The organism is Bradyrhizobium genosp. SA-3 (assembly GCF_004212635.1).
Classification (GTDB): Bacteria; Pseudomonadota; Alphaproteobacteria; order Rhizobiales; family Xanthobacteraceae; genus Bradyrhizobium.
Window position 1 is genome coordinate 24,273 of sequence record NZ_PSRT01000032.1, and the last position, 21,189, is coordinate 45,461.

The 21,189-nt window shown below is 62.2% G+C and carries 14 protein-coding genes; 4 read left to right on the top strand and 10 right to left on the bottom strand.

The annotated features are described in order from the left end of the window. Window positions 1–193: 193 nt before the first annotated feature. Window positions 194–4,543 carry a translocation/assembly module TamB domain-containing protein gene (locus CWO91_RS13495; protein ID WP_130213896.1) on the bottom strand — a complete coding sequence of 1,450 codons (4,350 nt, stop codon included), beginning with the start codon at window positions 4,541–4,543 and terminating at the stop codon, window positions 194–196. Beyond that, complete coding sequence (locus CWO91_RS13500) at window positions 4,543–6,558, bottom strand: autotransporter assembly complex protein TamA (protein WP_245471241.1); 2,016 nt, start codon at window positions 6,556–6,558, stop codon at window positions 4,543–4,545. The genes CWO91_RS13495 and CWO91_RS13500 overlap by 1 nt, the downstream gene beginning before the upstream one ends. Window positions 6,559–6,984: 426 nt before the next feature. Here CWO91_RS13500 and CWO91_RS13505 point away from each other — a divergent pair, with 426 nt between their 5' ends. The 3 genes from CWO91_RS13505 (at window position 6,985) to CWO91_RS13510 (ending at window position 8,780) form a co-directional block, all read left to right on the top strand. Then, entirely contained in the window at window positions 6,985–7,212 is a 228-nt protein-coding gene (locus CWO91_RS13505) for a hypothetical protein (RefSeq protein ID WP_130213897.1), read from the top strand. A gap of 897 nt (window positions 7,213–8,109) precedes the next feature. Continuing rightward, window positions 8,110–8,421: a hypothetical protein gene (locus CWO91_RS42925; RefSeq protein WP_165405426.1), complete on the top strand. Its 312-nt coding sequence runs from the start codon at window positions 8,110–8,112 to the stop codon at window positions 8,419–8,421. Next, window positions 8,406–8,780, top strand: coding sequence for a class I SAM-dependent methyltransferase (locus CWO91_RS13510; RefSeq protein ID WP_165405427.1), 375 nt, complete (start codon window positions 8,406–8,408; stop codon window positions 8,778–8,780). The genes CWO91_RS42925 and CWO91_RS13510 overlap by 16 nt, the downstream gene beginning before the upstream one ends. A gap of 109 nt (window positions 8,781–8,889) precedes the next feature. Here the strand turns inward: CWO91_RS13510 and CWO91_RS13515 are convergent, their stop codons facing one another. Next, a complete protein-coding gene (locus CWO91_RS13515; RefSeq protein ID WP_130213899.1) occupies window positions 8,890–10,509 on the bottom strand; it encodes an AMP-binding protein in 1,620 nt (539 codons plus the stop codon). After that, on the bottom strand, window positions 10,506–11,729 hold the full coding sequence (locus tag CWO91_RS13520; RefSeq protein WP_208753022.1) for a thiolase family protein: 1,224 nt from the start codon (window positions 11,727–11,729) through the stop codon (window positions 10,506–10,508). Before CWO91_RS13520 ends, CWO91_RS13515 begins: the two co-directional genes overlap by 4 nt. 185 nt (window positions 11,730–11,914) lie before the next feature. Here CWO91_RS13520 and CWO91_RS13525 point away from each other — a divergent pair, with 185 nt between their 5' ends. Then, on the top strand, window positions 11,915–12,940 hold the full coding sequence (locus tag CWO91_RS13525; RefSeq protein WP_130213901.1) for an AraC family transcriptional regulator: 1,026 nt from the start codon (window positions 11,915–11,917) through the stop codon (window positions 12,938–12,940). Window positions 12,941–13,003: 63 nt separating this feature from the next. Here CWO91_RS13525 and CWO91_RS13530 read toward each other — a convergent pair whose 3' ends face one another. The 6 genes from CWO91_RS13530 to CWO91_RS13555 all read right to left on the bottom strand — a co-directional run bounded on the left by CWO91_RS13530 (window position 13,004) and on the right by CWO91_RS13555 (window position 21,046). Next, a complete protein-coding gene (locus CWO91_RS13530) occupies window positions 13,004–14,194 on the bottom strand; it encodes an ABC transporter substrate-binding protein (RefSeq protein ID WP_130213902.1) in 1,191 nt (396 codons plus the stop codon). A 1,566-nt stretch (window positions 14,195–15,760) separates the two neighbouring features. Further along, the gene (locus tag CWO91_RS13535; RefSeq protein WP_130213903.1) at window positions 15,761–16,438 is read right to left on the bottom strand and encodes an RraA family protein; all 678 of its coding nucleotides are present in this window, start codon (window positions 16,436–16,438) and stop codon (window positions 15,761–15,763) included. A 38-nt stretch (window positions 16,439–16,476) separates the two neighbouring features. Continuing rightward, window positions 16,477–17,424 (bottom strand): amidohydrolase family protein, encoded by a 948-nt coding sequence (locus tag CWO91_RS13540; protein ID WP_130213904.1) that lies wholly within the window; start codon window positions 17,422–17,424, stop codon window positions 16,477–16,479. Next, window positions 17,421–18,743: an MFS transporter gene (locus tag CWO91_RS13545; protein WP_130213905.1), complete on the bottom strand. Its 1,323-nt coding sequence runs from the start codon at window positions 18,741–18,743 to the stop codon at window positions 17,421–17,423. The genes CWO91_RS13540 and CWO91_RS13545 overlap by 4 nt, the downstream gene beginning before the upstream one ends. 24 nt (window positions 18,744–18,767) lie before the next feature. Continuing rightward, window positions 18,768–19,679, bottom strand: coding sequence for a DUF1932 domain-containing protein (locus CWO91_RS13550; RefSeq protein ID WP_130213906.1), 912 nt, complete (start codon window positions 19,677–19,679; stop codon window positions 18,768–18,770). Between the two features lie 26 nt (window positions 19,680–19,705). Then, on the bottom strand, window positions 19,706–21,046 hold the full coding sequence (locus CWO91_RS13555; protein WP_165405428.1) for an MFS transporter: 1,341 nt from the start codon (window positions 21,044–21,046) through the stop codon (window positions 19,706–19,708). Window positions 21,047–21,189 lie beyond the last annotated feature (143 nt).

Here is a 21,189-nt window from a genome sequence, read left to right on the forward strand (position 1 = left end):
GGGGTGCCTTTCCCACACCCGCCAAACCTACGATATCTCATCCAATCCTTTGCACAACGCAGTTCACGAGCCCGGTAGCGCATTCAGCTCTTATGCCCTTCGCGACTTTGAAAGGTCGCGATCTTAGTATCGGGCGCCAAGTGCGCTATCGGACATGGAACCGGCGCTATCGGTCGAAGAAATCGCTCTTGCGTTACCATTCGAATCGCGTGCCGACCCCGACGGATGTCGAGCCCTTCGCATCAACATCCGACTCGACGCGGATGTGGCGCGTCACGTCGACATTGGCCGACACACCTGACTGGCTGGGGCTCACGCCCGTTCGCACACCCACGCTCAGCCTATCGCCGATCGCGCGCGAGGCTCCGACCATCGGACCGCCCGCCCCGGCGGCCACGTCCAGATTGTCGACCCCAAGCGAGCGGCGCATGCGGTCCACCGTTCCCTCGCCACCGCTTGCAAACTGAGCCGCGGCCCCTGCGAGCTGCACGGCCTGCGAGGTCGTCAGGCTGCCCGAAGCTTTCTGAAAGAGAATGCGCGACAGGATCTCATCCTGCGGCAACTCGGGCTGCGAGTGGAAGGCGAAGACCGGCGCGGCCGCCGGTCCCGAGATTCCGACCTGCGCGGCGATGTCGGAGGCCTGTATCTCAGCCGCGAAATCGAGCTCGGGCGCGAGATCTCCGTTGAAGGAGAGATTGCCCTTGGTGAAGGTCAACGTCTTTCCGAGCACCACCAGCTTGCCCTGGAAAAGCGAGAAGGCGCCCTTCGGCACCGGAGCGTTGGTCGTGCCGCCCACGTGAATGGAGCCGCCGAGCTCCGCCGTCGCCCCGCGGCCATGGATGAAGACGTGGTTCGGCGCCGAGACCGTCACGTCGAGGAAAGCGTTGAAGAGCGCCGGGCGGCTCTTGTTGCCTTTCAGCGTCTCCGCCTTGCGCGCAGCCGCAAGGCGTGCAGCGGCCTGGCCCGAGGCGTTCACATGGTTGATGCCGTCGATCGGCTTGAGCGTCGAAGGCAGGCGGTCTGGAATATCGACACTGACGCGGGTCAAGTCGATGCGACCGGCGATCCGCGGATCGCGCGCCAGGGCGCCGGTGACGTCGAGGGCGAGATTGGCCTGAGCGGTCGCCAGCACGCTGGCGGCGAGGGTCGCCTCCTGGCCACGGATCGAGACCGTGCCCGGGAAGCCTGCTTCCGGGGCGACCCTCACCTGGCCGGAGCCGGACAACGTGCCGCCGTTGGGCGTCACCGCGGCCAGGCGCTCCACGACGATCCGCTCTCCTTCGGCGGTGATTTTCGCCTCGATGGCATCGAGGCGCGTGCCGAGCACGCTGTCGCGGAAGGTGCCTCCGCTCATGGTGGCGACACCGCTGATCTGGGGCTTCGCGCGCGTGCCGCCGACACGGGCATCGAGCGCGACGCTACCGGACACGGTGCGGCCGGAGGCGGAGAGCATCGCATTGGCGACGGCGGCATCGAGGCGGCCCTTCGCGGTCAGCGCAATCGGGCCCGTGGCGTCGAGCGGCAGCGTGCCCGACGCCGTGAACGTGCCGGCTTTTCCCGCGGCAACTGTAGTGTTCAGGCTCGCGCGGCCTCCATCGAGCCGCCCATTCACGGCAATGTCGATCGGCGGCAAGCCCGCGCTCCTGGTCTGCGGCGCCGCGAGCTGCTTGACGGCCACGTTGTATTGACCCATCGGCGCGCTCGCGGAGCCGGCGATCGCGGCTGAAGCGTCAAGCGTCCCGGCGAGCCTCAAACCGGGCATCGCGACATCGGCCGCGCCGAGCGGGATTGCGCTTGCCACGGCCTTGAGGTCGAGTGCCTTGCCGGCCTTACCATCGACGGTGAAGCGGCCACTCCCAATTCCGAGGGCCAGATGCTCGATCAGCACCGTGCCGTCGTCGAGCGTGAAGCCTGCGGGCCCCTGCAGCACGATCGCGTTGGCGCCACGCCGTGCGGTGAAACGATTGAGGTCGAATCGCGTCCGCTCCTTGGACGTCAACGCACCCGCGGCATCGAGATCGAAGCCGGCAGCCTTGGCGGAGAGACCGATCGCGCTCGTATCGGCATTGCCCCTGGCCGTTAGCGCGATGCTCGAGACGGTCTGACCGCCGAACTCGGCATCGTTGACCCGGGCATCCGCATTGAGCACCGGATGGCTGTAGAGATCGGCGCCATCGGCGCGCAGATCGAAACTGCGGATGGCCATACCGGCGGCACGGATTCCCGCGCCCTTGCCAACGAGACGGACGGACTGCTGGCCGCCATCAGCCGAAGCGGCAAGGTCGAGTGAAGCCGAACCGGCGAGTTCTGTGAGAACAAGCGGTGAGAGGTCGGCGAGCGCCCCAGCTGCGAAGCGAATCTGCCCGCTTGCGAATCTCTGCGCGTCGACCGTTCCTGCGCCCTTCAGGGACACCGAGCCGATCGCGATGTCGAGGATCTTTGCGTGCCACCCGGCAAAGGCGGGAGCTCCGCGATCGTCACGCTCCGACGATCGGCGGCTCACCTGAACAATCCCGCGCGCCGGGTTGCCGTCGACGGAGCCGTTGAGCTTGGCGTCGACGGCACAGAGCCCGTTGATGTCGTTGACCGTCGCGGCGAGCTCCAGATGCGGAATGGGACGCCGCATCGCGGTGGCGCGATCCACCGAGGCCCCGAACGAAACGCCGGGATGCGCGAGCCCGCCGGTCATGCCGACGTCGAGAGCTCCCGCACCGGTGAGGCGCGCATCGACCGCCGAGAGATCTGGCAGGTCCACATGGGCCGACAGGTCGCTCGAGTCGCGCGTCACCGTTCCCTTGACGCGAACCGCGACATTGGCTCCATCGAGCGACGCGCCGCGGACCGTGTAAGTGTCGCGGCCATCGGCAGAGAGATCGGCTGCGAGTGCGAGCCGCGCCCCCGCGAGCCCATCGAGCGCCGCAAGTCCCGTTGCAAGCTTCTCGCCAGTGCCTGACATTCGGGCGTCAAAGCTGCCACGCTGGAGGTCCGCGTCGAGATCGAGGCCGAACGCCACCGAGCCCTTGAGCTTCAGCCCGGCAAGCTCGGCAAAGTACCCGAGGTCGGGCACGGTTCCGGCAGCACGGCCATGCAGGCGATCGGCGCTGACATCACCTCTATAGGTCGCCTGAACCGTGGAAGTGCCGATCTCGAGACGCTCGATCCTGGCGCGGCCGCCCAAGTCCGTATCGCCGTGGAGCACGAGCGATGCGGTGTTGCCGATCGCGGCCGCCAGACTCGCGTCGCGTGGCGCAATGCCGGAGGCGCGCAGGTTCGCGTCAAGGATGATACGCGTTGCGGGATCGCTGGCTTCGGCGCGAGGGAGGGCCGTGAGCGAAGCGTCAAGCGTCTCGACGTCTCCGTCCGGCAGATGAGCACCCGACAGCGCGAGCTTGACCGATGCTGTGGGAGCCTTGATCGGGCCGGTGACGTGGCTATCGAAGACGAGGCTGCGGATCGAGCCGTGGTCGGTTTCGGTCACATCGCCGTTGCTTGGCAGGGCGCGGATGGAAGCCGCGAAATCCATCATCTTGTCGGCTCCGAGCAAGCCCTTCGCGTCGAGCCGGGCGAGACGGCTCGTGAGCGTCAGCCCGTTCAGGGCGACGCTGCCGTCGTCACCAATACGCGTCGTGCTGTCGAGCTTGGTTTCACCGGCAAAGACCGGCGCGGCAATTGCCGGCAACAACGGCCCGAGATGGCTAGTAAGGCGCGTTGCAAACACTCGGCCCGCCCCGTTTCGGTCAAGCGTAATCGTGCCGGTCGCATCGATCGTGGGGCCGGCCTGCAACTTCAGGGCACCACGGAAGCTGTCGAGCGTGCCCTGGCCGCCCAGTGCGAATGTGACGGGCGGCTCGCCCGGCAAATGGCCGAGCTTGGACATGAGTCCGTGGGCCGGCTCGTCGAGCGTGACGTTGAGGGTCAGCGCATTTCCCTGCGGAACGTAGGCGAGAGCGGCCTTGAAGCGGCCCGGAAAATCCTTGCGAATGGCGTCGAGATTGAAGACGAGCCCTTCGGCGGGCGAGCCGAGCTCGGTATTGCCGGTCGCCGCGACACTCAGGGCTTCACCCAGAATGGACTGCCCAAGCGTCAGGGCTCGCAGGTCGAAAGCCTTCACCTGCACCTTCACCGGAAGCTCGGGCAGGATCGGCTGGTCGGACTCGGCGACAGGCTGGTCTGACGGCAGAGGCTTTCGTCTGATCTCAAGGGAGCCGATCTCAAGACGGTCGATCTCCAGTCGCCCCAGCAGCAGTGCGCTGCGTCGCCAGACGAGGCGCGCCTTGTCGAGTGTCAGCCAGACTCCGTCCTTGTCGGTGATGCTGACGTCGCGAACCGTGGCATCCGAGGACAACACTCCATCGACGGCGCCGACATGGACCTGGGTCGCCGGCGTCGAGAGCGTTCGCGAGACAAGACTGGCCAGCACATCCTGCTGGTTCTCGCCACTCTCGCCCGCCATTTCGTAGACTACGAGGCCGAGCAAAGCGACGCAGACGAGCCCGAGGACGGCGACGGCGGAACGGACGATGAGCGGCCGTCGGATGCGCATCAGAATGCTTGCCCAATGCTGACATAGATTGCGTAGCGGCTGTCGCCGGGGCGTGGATTCAGCGGCGTCGCAACATCGAGGCGGATCGGGCCGACCGGCGTGAGATAACGCAAGCCAAGTCCCGCCCCATAGCCCACATAGTTGTCGAAGCCTGGCACGGATGATCGGGAGGCGGTGCCAAAGTCGAAGAATGGCACGAGGCCGATGGTGGGCGTGATCCTCACCCGCACCTCGGCGGAGCCCTCGATCAGGCTGCGACCACCCGTGATTTGGCCGAACATCATCGGCGAAATGGTATTAAACCCGTAACCGCGCACGGATCCGCCGCCGCCAGCGAAGAAGCGATGGGCATCCGGGATCTCGGCGAGCGGCGCTCCCGCAAGCGAGCCTGCGGCCAACCGGCCCGCCAGAACATAATTGGCCTGCTCGTCGAGCGCATAGTAGGCCGAGCCCGCGATCCGCCCTTCGAATAGATCGATCGTGGAGCCCATCAGCTTCGGATAGGCATTGACGGTCGCCGAGAGGCGCACACCGCGCGTGGGGTCGAGCGGATTGTCGGTGGTGTCGTAGCGGCCGGTCGCGGTGAAGCCGATCAGCGTCGCGTCGACCCGCCCCAGCACGTCCAGCGATTTCGATTGCTCGACCTGAAGACCGGCCTGCAGCGAAGCCGCCTCCGAAAAGCGGTGGATCACGCCGAACGTGCCGCGCACCGTATCGTCGGCGTAACCGCCGAGGTCGTTGTTGCCGACACGCTCGCGGAACGCAGTGGCCTCGACCAGAAGATCATTGGCGGTACCGAACATGCCCGGCTTGATGAAGGTACTGGTTAATCGCGCGCCAAAATCCGACGCGTGGAGATTATTGAAGCCATTGAAGGACGTGCCGTCGACCCGTTGCAGAAGCGAGGCCGAGGCTTCGAGCCTCAGGCGCTCGCCGCCGCCGAATATGTTCCGATCCTCGTAATAGCCTGCAATGCCGGGACCATCGACGGTGGAATATTTCGCCGAGAGACCCACCGCGTGCCTGGGCCTTTCCGTCAAATCGATGAAGACCGGCAGGTTGCCATTGGCATCGAGCTTGTCGGCCTCGCGGATGCGAATTCCTCCGATGGCTGGGATCCTGGCGATCGAGGTTTTCGTCAAGGCGAGCCGCTCGGGCGAATAAGGCTCGCCTTCCCTCAGGTGGACATGCGTGGCCACTACCCTCGGGTCGACATCTCCGCCCGAGATCGTGACGGCGCCGATGCCGGCCTTGGGGCCTGCTTCGACCCGCAGCCGAAAGTCCATTGCGGCGGCCGCATGATCGACGGTGGCCTTGACGTCGGCGATCTTCGCAAGCGGATGTCCGTTGCTGCGGAACCAGTCCACGAGCTTCACCTGCGCGGCGCGCAGGTCGGCCGAGATCGCTGGATCGCCGGGCTTCAGCGCAAAGGCGCGGCGCGGCAATCCATGCGGCGCTTGGTCGTGCGGGTAGTCCACATCGACGGTGCGAAGCTTGAACAAGGGGCCGAGTCGCGCGGTGACCTTGATGGGAACCACTGTCCGATTGCGAAAGGTGTCGGCCCGACGCGCCGCGGCGGTGAGCCCGGTCTCGTCGGGGGACACCGGAACTCCGTCCACGGTTACATCGATCTGGGCATTATAGCGGCCAAGCCCCCAAAGGGCATCGAGCAGCGGATTGATATCGGCCTGAAGCCGGCGCACGAGACCTTCGCCGTCCGGCGGTGGTTCCTGCCGGAGGCGATAGGTGCCGGAGGCATCGCGCAACACCTGCTCGGCGTCACTATCATTGTTGCCATCCGGCGTCTTGGCTTCAATCTTCAGCCGATAGGACAGCGTCGTGGCGCTGACCGGCGGCGGATCGTCGGAACCGACGAGGCCAAAGAAATCGAGCGCGTGAGCCTGCTCGCACAGCGACCAACCAACGACGGCGACACACCCCGAACGCAGGATGCGTCGCGCCGCAGCGACAAAATATCCTCGCCTTGCCCGCCGCAGCGGCAGGCATCGTCGCAACACGATTTCCTTGATTGTTCCGCTCCGTACTCGCCTGTTGACACAACTCGAGCCTCTGCAACCCAGGCCCGGCGATCCCCTGTCTCCGCATTCAACAGGCACCACACGCGAAATTGATAGACATCATGATGGACAATGTAGGGCACAGAAAATCGGCTTCGTGATCTTCTATTGATTCAACAAAGACCACGACGTTCAAGAAAGCTCCACTGTTGAGGTGCGCTCCACGAAAAAAATGCTCTAGAAACTGTGTGCCCCATCCGAAGAGTTCCGCGCGCGACTCTTTGCCATTATTGTGCTTGGACGGCATTCCGGTAACGAGTCCTCACAGAATTTCTTGCAACGGGGAACATCCACATCGGAATCATGATCGGGAAATTTCAAAGGCGAGATTCCGGCGCCCCCTTGAGTAGCTGCGCAGCAGCCATGGCAAGTTCAAGCGCTCTAGCCGCGCTGCACTTCCCCAAAGGCGTCCCGGCTATCGCCACCGGCGATGCGCGAGCTATTTCGATCACGACAAGTTCGAGCTCTTCGCGCTCGTCTCACATCACCATCGACGTCGATGAGATGATCCAAACAAAGATCCTGAGTGCGTTTGGATTGGGGAAGCGATCGATGAAAAAACGTGCCCGCTTCGCCATGAACTGCCGCTAGATATGCGTAGGCTCCTCGCCCCGCCAGGGCGCGTTTGACGTGGAGATCAAAGGCCCCTTGCGACCGGGCTCTCGACGGTTGCGGCCTGGGTCAACAACCAGAAGAGTCCTGTCGATTGGGTGAAGCCGGATGGCGGCGCATTGTGCTGCCTTCGATTGAACCCGGACGCGCTTGATGTCGTAGGAGCGTTGGGCTCTTCTGGTCGGCACTCCCGAAGTCGGAGCTTCAATTCGGTGACGGCGCTTGGTTTGGAGATTACTCGCCGTTCTACGCCTCGGCTTTGGCGATCTGCCGATCAATGTTCTTCCGGCCGCCTTGGATACGCGTTCGGAGACGGTAGAGGCAGCGGCGGCGGTATCGGCTCAACCGCCATTGGTCCAGCGCTGGCGACCACCCGTGCCGCGGGCCCGAAGCGCACCATCGAGCGCATGGTGTCGCGGAAAATCGTAGCTTGGCGGAGAACTTCGTACGATTGGTAGCGGGGGAACGCTACCGCTTTTCCCCACACCCATCAAACCTGCGATATCTTCTCCAATCCTCTGCATGAAGGAGCCAGTCGGAGCTTGAACGAGTTCGGCATTTTTAGCTCGCCGACATGCATTTCGAAAGACCATACGCGGCGATATCGTGGAACATCGAAGCGACACGCGCTTTCGGCCGCATCATTCGCGACGGCAACATCGTAAACCTCCTTTTATCAGAACGCGAGCAGTCGCTTCGATAGGGCGTCAACCGTCGTGCTCGATCCCTGCCGAGAGGCTATTTTTCCGGGAATTCTCCAAGGTCGACGGCCATGTGCGCGATTCAGGAATACGAGTATGCAAAGCGAGTCGTTGCTCATCTTTTGTCTGCACGGAACGAAAAAAACATCGGCGCCGGCACAACGGGGCTTCGAACATGAACTCGCGCGAACACTATGGCATCGACGCTCCCGGGACGGTTCGTGCGAACATTATTCTCGGGGGCCTCTTCGCGTTGGCAGCAACCGTTGGCCTGGCATGGCCCAGCCCGAATCCGGTCACTGCCTGGTTGTACATCAGCGTTGCAATTGTCGCGACCCTTCTACTCTTCCTCGCGGCGATCATGTTGTGGTCGAGCCTCCGCGTACGCGACCGCCTGGTTGCGGCACTTGCACTTTCGGGAAATGAGCGCGTGCTCGACGCAGGATGTGGCCGTGGATTGGCGCTTATTGGTTGCGCAAAAAACTGATCACCGGCACGGCGATCGGTATCGATCTATGGGCCGAGAAGGACCTGTCAAATAACAATCCCGAAGCGACCTTAGTCAACGCGGTCGCCGAGGGCGTGGCGGACCGGGTCGAGGTGGAAACTGGGGACATTACCAAGCTGCGGTTCCCCGACGCTTCGTTCGACGTGGTTGTCTCGATGACCGTGATTCACAACATCCCCTCGCGCGATGCGCGCGATCAAGCGCTGCGCGAATTTGTCCGCGTCCTGAAGCCGGGCGGTCGCGCCGCTATATTCGATCTCTTGCACACGTCTCGTTACGCGGAAGTGTTGCGGGAGGCTGGCATGACGGTTCGGGACATTGGCCATGACCGCCTGTAGCTTCTATCCGGTCGCTCGCTGCTCGCGCAAAAGCCAGAAAGTACCAGCTGAACGGATCCGGTTTTACCATCAAATCACCAGAGGACCCATAGCTGTGGACATGCGGGTTTCACCTCACTCTCTCCACCTTCAGCTCGACCATAGCTTTCCCATTTCGATCAAAGACGGTGCAGTCACCCTTCGCTATCATTTCGACCAAATGACGATCGAGCGGCTTTTCAGAAGCGGTCTTCGGTATTTCAGAGACGATCTGCAGGAAACCAGGGACGCTGGACTTCCCCAGACGTTCGTTGCACTCAGAAAAGATTCTTGCGGTGTCGCCCAAGCCGCGACGGCTCACGACCGCGGCGATGACTTCCTTCTCGCCGGGGGCATTGGTCGCCGTCGCCACACCGTAGACATAGACGTCATCGACGTCCAACATGGTGGCGAGCACGGTCTCGATGGCTCGGGGATCGATAAAGTCTCCGTTCCGCCGGATTGAATAGCCCGCACGGTGCGAGAAATAGAGCCAGCCTGCTTCGTCCTTCCAGCCCATATCCCCAGAGTGGAACCAGCCTCCCCTCGTCTTCTGCTCGCTTGCCTCCTTGGCACCAAAATAGTTCACAGGCGAGACCGTTCCGTCAGCGTTACGGAAGCATATTTCGCCCAGCTCCCCGGCGGGCACGGTCTGCATCGCCTCGTCGAGGATCTCGCAGACCGTACCCGGCAAAGCCTTGCCGATTGATCCGACAGGTCCAGTCCCGGGAGGATTGAGGGTGAGGCCGCCTTCAGCGGTGCCAAAGAACTCGAAGATATCGGCGCCGAAGCGCTCCTCGAAGGCCTGCCACATCGATGCCGGCATTCCGGCGCTGAGAACAAAGCGCACTTTGTGCGCGCGGTCAAAACGATCGGGCGGTTCGGCGAAGATTGCAGCTGTCATTCCGCCGAGCAGGTTGAAGGTCGTGCAGCCGCAGTGCGCAAGAATCTCCCACAGCCGGGATTTGGTGAATTGCTTACTGAACACGCAGGGCAATTTTGCACGAAGAGAATTCCCCAGAGTGATAAATTGGGCGTTGGCATGGGTGAGAGACAATCCTGTGTACAGGCGGTCACCTGATCGGTATCCCATGAACTCGCTGACGCCCGCTGCGAAGGCGAATCGTCCGTGGGGAGCGAGAATTGCTTTGGGATGTCCGGTCGTGCCCGATGTGAACAGCATCTGCATCGGCGCATCAAGCGGCCTTGGTTCAAGTTCGCCCGTCGGGGTCGCCCCCGACAAGATGGACTGGAGGCTTCGGCAAAGACCCGGAGGCGCTTCCGCACCGATCGTCCAGATCCATCGGAGGTCCGGCAGGTCGGATGCAAGATCCAGGATGTGAGGTGCAATTTCGGGCGATACGATCGCGCCATTGCATCCGGAAAATCTGAGCATGTACGCGAGCCGCTCCCCCCGCGTACGCGGGTCGACCGGCACGAACACGGTACCTGCTATCTCCGAGGCGATCATCGCCTCGACAAATTCAGGCTCGTTCCGCATAATGATCGCGAATGCGTCGCCTTCCCGCGTTCCGGCATCGTTCAAGGCCCCCGCCAGCAACTGCGCGGTAGACAACAACTCGCGATAAGATCGCCTCGTTTCAACGAGCCCGCCTTCAGCGCCTATATCAACAAATGTGAGAATTGGATCGCCGTCGTCGACGCCGACTCCGTCCTTCACCATCTCCAGGAGAGTACGCTGATTCATCATTTTGCCAACACAGTCATCGTCAGAGCGGCAGCTTCGCCGCCGATGAAGCCTCCGCCGTTTTCGGCCAATGCCAGCCTGGCGCCCTCGATCTGGCGCGATCCTGCGCGTCCCTGCAGTTGGAGAACGAGTTCATAAATCTGGCCCAACCCGGTAGCGCCTATGGGATGCCCCTTTCGCACCAGACCGCCGGAAGGGTTGACCGGCACGCGTCCGCCCAATTCTGTCGCTCCCGTCGCCAGAAACGATGGTCCCTCACCGTCATCGCACAGGCCCAAATCCTCATAGTACATGAGCTCCGCCGGCGATGTCGCATCATGTAATTCGACCGTACTCAAGTCGTTCGGATCGATGCCGGCCTCTTCATAGGCTTGACGTGCGGTTGCGCGGGTCAAGCTCGGCTTCCCCGGACCCGCATCAAGACCGCTCGCCAGAATCGAAGACAGAACCCGGACCGATACGGTCAAACCAAGAGACGCAGCCATGCGCTTCGAAACGATCACCGCAGCGGCGGCACCATCGCCGATGGGCGAACACATCGGCAACGTGAGCGGCGGGGAAATCGGCCGCGCCGCAAGAACATCCTCGACCGTGAGGACATCCCGGAACTGCGCGAGCGGGTTTAGACTGCCATGACGAGAATTCTTCGCGGATATCCTGGCGAAGTCTCGCTGAGTGGCGCCTGTCTTCGCCATGTAGTCTCGCGCCAGGCGCGCGTATATGTCCATAAAGAGGGATCGGCGCTCGCGCGGTGCCGTCTTGACCTGTTCTTTGCTGAGGTCCTCCGCCAGAAATTGCTCGAGCAACTCCGGCTGCTCGACATCGACGCAACCGGCATAGACAGCTAGCGGCTTCTCTTTGTCGACGTGGTAGAGCTTCTCAACGCCGAATGCGAGAACTGCGTCATAGGCCCCAAGCGTCACCATGGAGCACGCTTGTTGGAATGCCGTTGACGCCGTGGCGCAGGCATTCTCGACGTTGACGATCGGGATGCTGCCCGCGCCGAGCTTGCGCAGGATCGCTTGCCCGGCGACGCAGACCTGTCCTGTAGTGAGCGCGGCGCCGGCATTCCCTGACCATGCCGCCTGGATTTGATCGATCGACAGTCCTGCATCCATGAGGGCGCAATTGATCGCCTCGTGGGCTAGACTGGACAGTGACTTGTCCAGATGCTTTCCGAACCGGGTCATGCCGATCCCGGCAACAATGGCTTCCTGACGCAAACGCCCTCCTTTTTGGCACGCGTGATTCTGCTGCGCCGCAAGTCGCATATCCGTCCAATAGGACGCGCCTCTGACGCTTCAATCGCATGACCGCGGATGGTTGAGAATGATCGATAGCGCCAATTCGTTGACCGAGGCTGCCATCGGCGATAGCTTGAGCGTTCAATTCATTCCACTGAACGCTCATGCGATACGAAACCCTTGGCCGGGCGCGCCTTCCGGGGCAAAGCGCGAAGATCATGGCGTCCGTCCTTCGCGACGCAGGCGTCGACACCGGCGCTGTATTCGTGCAGGCCGGAGTCAACCCGGGCATATTGAGCCATACAAATTTCGAGGTGACGGGCATCCAGGAACTGGCGCTTCAAACTGCTTTCGCCCGCACTACGCGGTGCATCCCGGGGGCATGGCTGAGAGCCGGACTCAAATATCGTTCGATCTCCTACGGGCCGTTCGGGCTGGTCGCGCTCGCTGCCGCTACGGTGGATGAGGCATTGACCGCTCTCACCAAGTATCAGGCGTTGAGCTACTCGCTCTTGCGATACGATCTGGTGGAGGAGCGAGGAACGACCGTCGCGCTGGTGGCCAACGATACCGACGCGCCTGAAGAACTGCGCGAGTTCATGCACGAACGCGCCCTCGGTTCGGTGACTAATCTATTGCACGATCTGCTCCATCCAAGTTTTCCCTTGGAGAGAATCGAATCTGTTCTGGATCGTCCCGTCGGCTGGCTCGGATGCGAGGCGGTGCTAGGTGCGCCGGTTGTCTTTCGAGCGTCGGCTACGCGCTGGGTTTTCAGGAAAGGTGTCGGGAGCATGCGCCTGCCCATGGCCAACTCCGACTTGGAGCTGACCTATCGGAGCTGGTGCAACAGGCTGATCGAGCAAGGGCCGGGCCAAGAACGCGATCTCGTCGCCCATGTAGCGGAAATCCTCTTGCAATCCGGTCAATCCCTTCCGTCGGCAGCCGAAGTGGCCGCCAAGTTGGCGATCTCGGAACGCACTCTTTATCGCCGGCTTGCCGACGCGGGGACCAGCCTGACCAGCCTTATTGACGACGCGCGGCACAGGAAAGCATCCGAGTTGCTCTCTCGGTCGTCGATTCCGATCGAAGAGCTCGCGCATCGGCTTGGATTCAGCGAAGCATCCAGTTTCTCGCGCGCGTTCCGTCGATGGAGCGGCTTGTCCCCCCGGCAGTTCCGGGAGAGACACTAGCTCAGCGCATTTCGTCAAGCGAGACGATCGACTCCGCCACAAGCTACCAAAGCCAACGGGCATTTACGGATCGATCAGGACCCAGGAGTTGCCGTCGAAGCGTGCGAGCCTCAAGTCCTCGATCGGGAAGAAATCGCTGGGGCCTGTATCAATGCGGATGCCCGGCAACAGCATTGGCAAGTTCATGCCCTTCAGCGACGCGGCCTGTCTCATGACGTTCTCGCGCGTCAGATCCTCCCCGCATTGTGTTAGCACCTGAACGACCGTCTGCGCGATCGAGTAGCCGTACACGTTGTTGATGTCGATGAGGCTACCCCGAGGGTACCATTGCTTCATGAACGCAACCCAATCGAGGTAGCCGCTGTCACCCTCCCAGACCTTGTCCGTCGGATCTTTGAGATAGGCCGCGGTAACGGCGCCGATTGCTTTTTCAGAGCCGGCTGGCGCAATCACCGACTCCACCGAAGCTGCGACACTCGCCAAGACGATGTGCGGCCTCCAATTGATCTCGTATGCCTTGCGGATGGCCTGCGCCGCATATTTTGGGCTTGCGTGCAGGAAGAACGTGTCAGCACCTGAGCTCTTCAGCGCCATGATCTGCGAGTCAACGGTCGGATCGGTCACTTGATATGACAGCTCCTTGACGATCTTTGACTTGGCCTCTCCGAGGCCATCTCGAAAGCCCTTCACATAATCCTTGCCGGAATCGTCGTTTTGATAAAGCAGCGCCATCGTCGAATTCGGATGGGCGTTAAGCGCGAAGCGAGCCAAGGCACGTGCCTCGGACTGGTAGCTTGGCTGCCATCCCATGGTCCAGGGAAAGCTCTGCGGATCGCCCCATCGGGTGGCGCCACTCGCCACGAACAACTGCGGTACCTTCCTGTCGTTGAGGTACCGTTGCGCCGCGAGGCTCGGGACCGTTCCGAGAGATGATGCGATGAAGAGAACCTCATCCTGCTCGACAAGCTTTCTGGTCATCTCGACGGTCTTGCTCGGCTGATAGCCATCGTCCATCGAGACGAAGGTGATCTTGCGCCCGTTAACGCCGCCTTCCGCGTTTATTTTATCGAAATATGCGGAAATCGCTTTGCCAACGCTGCTGTAAGACGACGCCGGACCAGAGTACGGCATTGTATTGCCGATCTTTATCTCGGCGGCCGATACGCCGGGTCCATACATCTTCTGGCCGGCAGCCGGCGTGGCCACCGCCATCATCGCGGCACAACCCGCCGCAAACGCAAAGAACTTGGTCATCGTTTCTCCCCCAGACGACAGAGCTCACGCCCAAGCGACGGCATCAACACCGCGATCGTTCGGCCGGCCTTTGCCTCCCTTCGTTTGTTCAAGGCATCAGATTCCATCTCCGCGCCTCGCGGAGAATGACGCTCGCCGCCAAAGTTTTGACCGAGACTGCCAACTGCTGTTGCGGTGCGGAATTCGGCTGCGGAATCCGATCAGGGAATCGCGAACGCCTATTTGCTACCCGAGCGCTTGATCTGGCGGGGCATCAGATATCCGACCACGAGATCAGTGGCCTCGTCGACGAGCGTTGCAACGGCTTCATCCGATAACATTTTAGAATGGGTGCAAGACCGCAGTATGCGCCAGCGCCTCGATCGAGTTCATGCACACGAATGCGGCAAGCTCCACGTCGACCATGCGAAGTTCACGGATGTGGCCATCCCGATAGGCTTTGAAAGAGCATAGGTTTTGCGATTGAAGGCTTCTACATTCTCAAGACGTCCCGTGCGCGGGACCTGCTCCGCAAGAACGCGATGCAGCTTGGGGGCGATGCGATGCGCCTCGATCGCCACTGTGGCACCAGACGCTGTGACGCGCGTGACTACCGCAAGGCTTTCGATTGGCTTCGTTCCAAGCGGCTGGCTATCAGAGAGCGTACAAAATCGTACGCTTGGTAGCGGGGGTCCGCTACATCGCGAAACCCACTATTTCGGAAGCTCTAATTTCGTACCGGCGAGCAGCCTAACTCGGACGGTCGCGTCTCGATAGCCGCCAAAAACAGCCGGCGAATAGGTTCAAATCGGGGAGGCGCAACTACCGATACCGACATTCGGTTCAAGTTGCGATCTGACTGAGGGAAGCCCTGCGTCCCGAACGCAGTGAGCATCTTCTAAGTTATTGATATTTCTTGGTGTAGCAGTCGTTCCTATCCCGTTTTGTTCACGGTCGTTTCACCCAATTCGTTGCGATTTCGTTGCGGCGGTTCTCTGGAGAACGGCGCTCGATGGGGCCATGGTTTACCTCGGATCAGGTATGCTGGAATGCACGGCGCGCGCGCGCTGGTTTGAACTATGGCCGCTGATTGAGAGGCGTTTGTCAGAATCACCGCGCGGTCACGCAGGGGAAACCGCGAGCCCTGACGGCGCATCAAGAGGCAAGCGAAACAGTCGATCGGAAAGCGAGCATCCAAACGTGTAAATCAGCCCATTTGTCAGAATGAATCCGATCTCTCGCTAAGTGAAAGGCTGGAGCGGGTGAAGCGCTCTGCTTCGAAATCACCAATCCAATTATGTTAGCAAACACAGCGACATAGATCGATTCATCCATTTGCATGTTGGACGCTTTGTTGGACGTTTCATTGGATCGTTTTGCGCCAGACAACGGACTGTATGTAAGTCAACACCAAGGATGTCGCGATTTCTATCGGACGCATCGCGCTCTAGAATTTTCGGGGCGCACGAGGCACCTTTCTCCCGCGTCACGTTACGAACGACCTTGCCTGGGCGCCGCTTATTCGCACTGCCGATTCACCTCGCCGAAGCGCGACACATTCGACGCACCCCGACGACGCAATCAGCCTTAGTCGAGCCCCTCGCACTTTAAATCGCGCAGCTGCCTGTCGACCCAGGACGGATCGTGCGTGCCGGCCTGGATGTTGGCGATCTGCTTCTGCTCGGCTTCGAACTTCGCGGTCGCCGCCTTGAACACCGCATCGGTCTGGTCGAACGGCACGCAGAGCAATCCGTCGTCGTCGCCGATGACGAGGTCGCCGGGCTCGATGACCATCCCGTCGATCGCGATCGGGACATTGATTTCGCCGGGACCATTCTTGTAGGGGCCGCGATGCGTGACTCCGGCCGCGAAGACCGGGAAGTCCTGGCCTCGGATGAAGCCGGCATCGCGGATCGCGCCATTGATGATCAGGCCGGCGACCCCACGCTTGATCATCTGCATCAGCATCATCTCGCCGGTGATGGCGTTTGTGAGATCACCGCCGGCATCGACCACGATGATGTCCCTGGGCTCGGCGAGCGCAATCGCCTTGTGAACCATCAAATTGTCGCCGGGCGGTGCCTTCACCGTCAATGCAGGACCTGCGAGCCCACCAGTGCGATGCATGGGGCGAAGCCGCGCGCCCCCGCCCGTCATGCGCGACATGCTGTCGCTCACATTCGCCACCGGCAGGCGCGCGAAACGTTCGACAGTGCCGGCGTCGACCTTGCGTTGCCGTTTCAGGATTCTGAATCCTACAGACATGATGTCCTCTTGGTGAGTTGCAGATCAATGTGGATCGATTAGAAGCCGAACAGCTCGGCCGGATTTTCGACCAGGATACGCCGCCGCGTCTTTTCGTCCGGCGCCCAATCGGCCAACAGATCGACCAGCAGCGCGTCATCCGGCTTGGTGCCGCGCTGCGTCGGATGCGGCCAGTCGGTGCCCCACAGGATGCGCTGCGGCGCCGCCTGCACATAGGCTCGCGCAACTTCGCTGGAGTCCGCGTAGGGCGGTCCGAGCTTGCTGTCCTCATAGGGTTCGGTGACCTTCACCCAGGTACGCCCTCCGTCCAGCATGCGACGCACCGCCGCGAAGGCGGGATGCCGAATGCCGTCCGGTTGTGGGATGCGTCCGAGATGATCGATCACCACCTTGGTGGGCAGCGCCCGGATGACGGCTTCATGCGTTGCGATCTGTTCGCCCGTCATCAGGATCTGGACATGCCAGCCCAGCGGATGAATCCGCTTCGCCAGCGTGGTCAGCATCTCCGGCGTTGTCGTGCCCCACGTCTGCGGCGACACGAAATTGACACGGATGGCCCGCACGCCGGCATCGTTCAGCGTTCGCAGTTCCGCATCCTGCACGTCGGTCGCAACGACGGCGACGCCGCGCGTGAACGATCCCAATTGGCTCAGCGCATCGACGAGACACCGGTTGTCGATGCCGTACGTCGATGGTTGCACCACCACGCTCCGCGTGGTGCCGAGGCGTCGTTGCAGCAAGCGATAGTCCGCAACGGTTGAACCGGGCGGAAAGCCCTGGCGCCAATGCGGCGACACCGGAAATCGTCCATCATAGATGTGATGATGGCAGTCGCATGCGCCGGCGGGCACGTCGAGTTTCGGCGGCGCCGATCCGATGCTGTGCGGGACGGCCTGCTCGACTCCAGCCGCCCATGCGCTGGTGCTGCAGGCGAGCATCCCCGCGAGAACGCCGCGTCGACTGAAGGAATTGATGTGCGCGCTCATGGCTTCACCGCCGCCATTTCCGCCGTACGCGCGGCGCTGCGCCCCATGACAAGGACGCTGACCGCGGCCGCTGCGCAGAGCACCGCCAGCGGCAACATCCCGAGCACGAAGCTGCCTGTCGACTGTTTGACCATGCCGACCACGTTCACCATCAGACCCCCACCGATCAGGTTGGCGATCGCGTTGATGCCGGCAAGGCCCGCGGCGAGCGTGCTCGCCGAAAGCCAGCTTGCCGACAACGCCCAGAACGGCCCCTTGAAGGCATAGGCGCCGACCAGGCAGCACGTGACCATGATGATGGTCGGCAAGACGGCGGTCCCGGTCATTCCCAGCGCAGTGAAGCCGCCCGCGGCGAGCAAGAGCGGGATGGCCGTGTGCCAGCGGCGCTCGGACGTCTTGTCCGAATGCCGTCCCCACAACACCATGAGCACGGTCGCGATCCCATAGGGGATGGCATTGACGAAACCGGTCTGCAAATTGGTGAGGCCGAACGACTTCAGCAGTTGCGGCTGCCACACCGACAGCACGCTGCCGGTGGCAGAAGCACCCGAGCAGACCAGCGCCATGACCAGGAAATACTTGTTGGTGGCGAGTTGCCACAGCGACAGATGTCCGACCGGCTTGCGCAAGGACGCCTCAGCCTCCATGCGCCCGGTCAGCCATTCGCGTTGCTCTGCCGTCAGCCAAGACGCCTCCGCCGGCTTGTCGGTCAGCACGAACAGGCAGGCAAAGCCCAACAGCACCGTCGGCAAGCCCTCAAGAATGAACAGCCACTGCCAGCCGCGCAGACCGAGTACACCGTCGAGCTCGAGCAGAATCACCGACAGCGGCGAGCCGAGGAAGGTCGCGAGCGGGATGGATACCGTGAACGTCGCCAGGATACGCGCCCGATACTGCGACGGCAGCCAGTAGGTCAGGTACAGGATCGCGCCGGGGAAGAAACCGGCCTCCGCCGCGCCGAGGACGAAGCGCATCGCATAGAGCGAATACGGCCCGACCACGAGCGCCATGCAGGCTGTCACCAATCCCCAGGTGATCATGATACGGGCGATCCAGCGCCGGGCACCGACCTTCTGCAGTGCCAGGTTGCTCGGCACCTCGACCAGAAAATAGGAGACGAAGAACAGGCTGGCGGCGAAGCCGAACATCGCCGGCGTCAACCCCAGATCCTGGTTCATCTGCAACGCCGCGAAGCCGACGTTGACGCGGTCGAGCAACGCGAAGAAGTAGCAGATCATCAGGAACGGCACGAGGCGAAGCAGCACCCGGCGCATCGTCACCTTCTCGATCTGATCGAGGTCTGTCCGAACGGTCGTCACATCAGTCTCCCTGATCGTGTTTGGTTATTCGGCTGCTTTGGCCTTGGGCATCCTGGCCACGATCGCGTCGATCGCGATTTTGTAATTTTCCGGCACGACGCCGTTGAAGTGTTCCTTCAGGCCGAGGCTGTTCTTCCAGCGCAGCCGCGCCGCCGTTGCGTTTGCCATCAGCGGTTCGATCCCGGCATCCGCCACGGCCTCGGCGGCCATCTCGACTTCTTCAGTGCGGCGCTTGGCGTGGATGACGCCGGAGGGCGTCAGGCTCTCGACCGTATCCATGAACGGCCGGGTCAAAGTCTTGGAAGCGGACGCCAGCACGGTCTCGTCGAGACCGTAACTGCGCGCCGCCAGCAGCGTCTCGTCGATAAGCGCTTCGATGCCCTTGATCAGGACTGAGCGGAGGATCTTGATCCCCGAAGCCGTGCCGAGTTTCTCTCCGACATATTCGATGCTCATGCCCCAGGGCACCAGCAGATCGACCACGCGCTGGCCGGCCGGACCGCTCGACATCATATGCATCGAATAGCCGTTCTTCGGCGTGCCCATGATCGAGCCGTCGCCGAGCGTGGCGCCCGTCTTGGCCAGACGCTCGGCGACGCCGTATTTTACCTTCGGCGTGGCGGAAGCAAAATCGAGGAAGGTGTGACGGCCATCGAGCACGGGCGCGAACGCGTCGGCGCTTTGCAACGATGCGGAGCCGGGCGTCACGCTGAAGATCAGCTCGGCTGCGTCAGCCAGCTCCTTGTTGGATTTGACCAGCGTGACGCCAGCGGCCTTGGCCCGCCCCTGGATCAAATCGGCATAAGGGCCGTCGAACGCGTATTTGTCGTAGCAGAAGATCTGCCGCAGGCCGGCTTCGCGCAGGCCCTTGCCGACGGTGCTGCCGATCTCGCCATAGCCGACCAGGCCGAGACGGAACTGTTGCTTCTGGCTCATTGTGTTCTCCTTCGATGGGTTTGCGGTCACGCGCGCGCTGTTTTTGGCAGGGCGGATGCGCTGCCCTGTAGGCTGAGGCCGACGATCCGGATGAGGATGGCTCCCAGGACAAGGAATCCAGCGACCGAGATCAGCGCCCAGGAGAAGCTGCCGGTCGCCTGACGGATCTCGCCGATCAGATAAGGACCGACGAAGCCGCCGAGATTGCCGATCGAAACGATCAGCGCGAGCCCGCCCGCGGCGGCGCTGCCGGTGAGGAAGCTCGACGGGATCGGCCAGATCGTGGACTGGTAGCACATGATTCCGACGACGGCGCCGCACAGCGCGATGATCGAGGTCAACGCCGACGAAGTCGCATAGCCGCACACGATCAGCGATGCCGCACCGAGCAGCAACGCAGAGGCGACGAACCAGCTTCGCTCACCTCCCCGGTCGGACAGCCGCGCCCACAGCATCATGGTGATGGCGCCGCAGACGTAGGGGATCGCGGCGAGGAAGCCGACGGTCACGACGGAGAAGCCGAACCCTTTGAGGATTTGCGGCATCCACAGGCCGAGTCCGACCGAGCCGATGATAGCGCAGAAGTTGACGGCCGCGCAGACGAGAACGCGCCAGTTCGTGAAAGCATCTTTGAGCGACGACGAATGTATGGCGGCGATGGCCTGACGCTCGCTTGCAAGTGTCTCGGCAAGCCAGGCCCGTTCCTCAGTGCTCAGCCATTTTGCCTGCTCAGGCTTGTCCGTCAGCGTGAACAGGCAGACGAAGCCGAGGATGCTGGCGGGAAGGCCTTCGAGGATCAGCAGCCACTGCCAACCATGCAGGCCAGCGACGCCATTCAGGGCGAGCAGCGAGCTCGAGAGCGGCGCGCCGAGGATGTTCGCGATGGGAATACCGAGCAGGAACGCTGCGGTCGCCCGGCCGCGGATGCGGGCCGGAAACCAGTAGGTGAAGTACAGGAACACGCCGGGCGTGAAACCGGCTTCGCCGAGACCGAGCAGGAAGCGCATGGCGCCGAAGCTCACTGGCCCGACGGCGAATGCGGTGGCGGCCGACAGCAAACCCCAGGTGATCAAGATGCGGGCGATCCATTTGCGCGCGCCGACGGCTTGCAGCGCAAGATTGCTGGGAACCTCCGCGAGGAAATAGCCGAGGAAGAACAGGCCGGCGCTCCAGCCGAACTCTGACGGCGAGATGCCGAGATCCTGGTTCATCGTCAGGCTGGCGACGCCGACATTCACCCGGTCGAGATACGCAAAGATGTAGCAGAGCAGCAGAAAGGGAACGATGCGCCACATCACCTTCGAGAGGACGCGCTCCTCTTCGGACGTGAAGCCTTTGCCGGCCGAGGCGGCGGATGTCGTTGCCATGTGTTCCTCCAGATCGGCCATTGTGTCCCGGCCATGGCGCCCGATAGCAAAAACAGAACGCCGTTGCAATTTATTTCAAAACGACGTTTCATTTTTTGGGATGCACACGAAAGCGCTTGCGTCCCGTCCATCAGGGCGTTCCA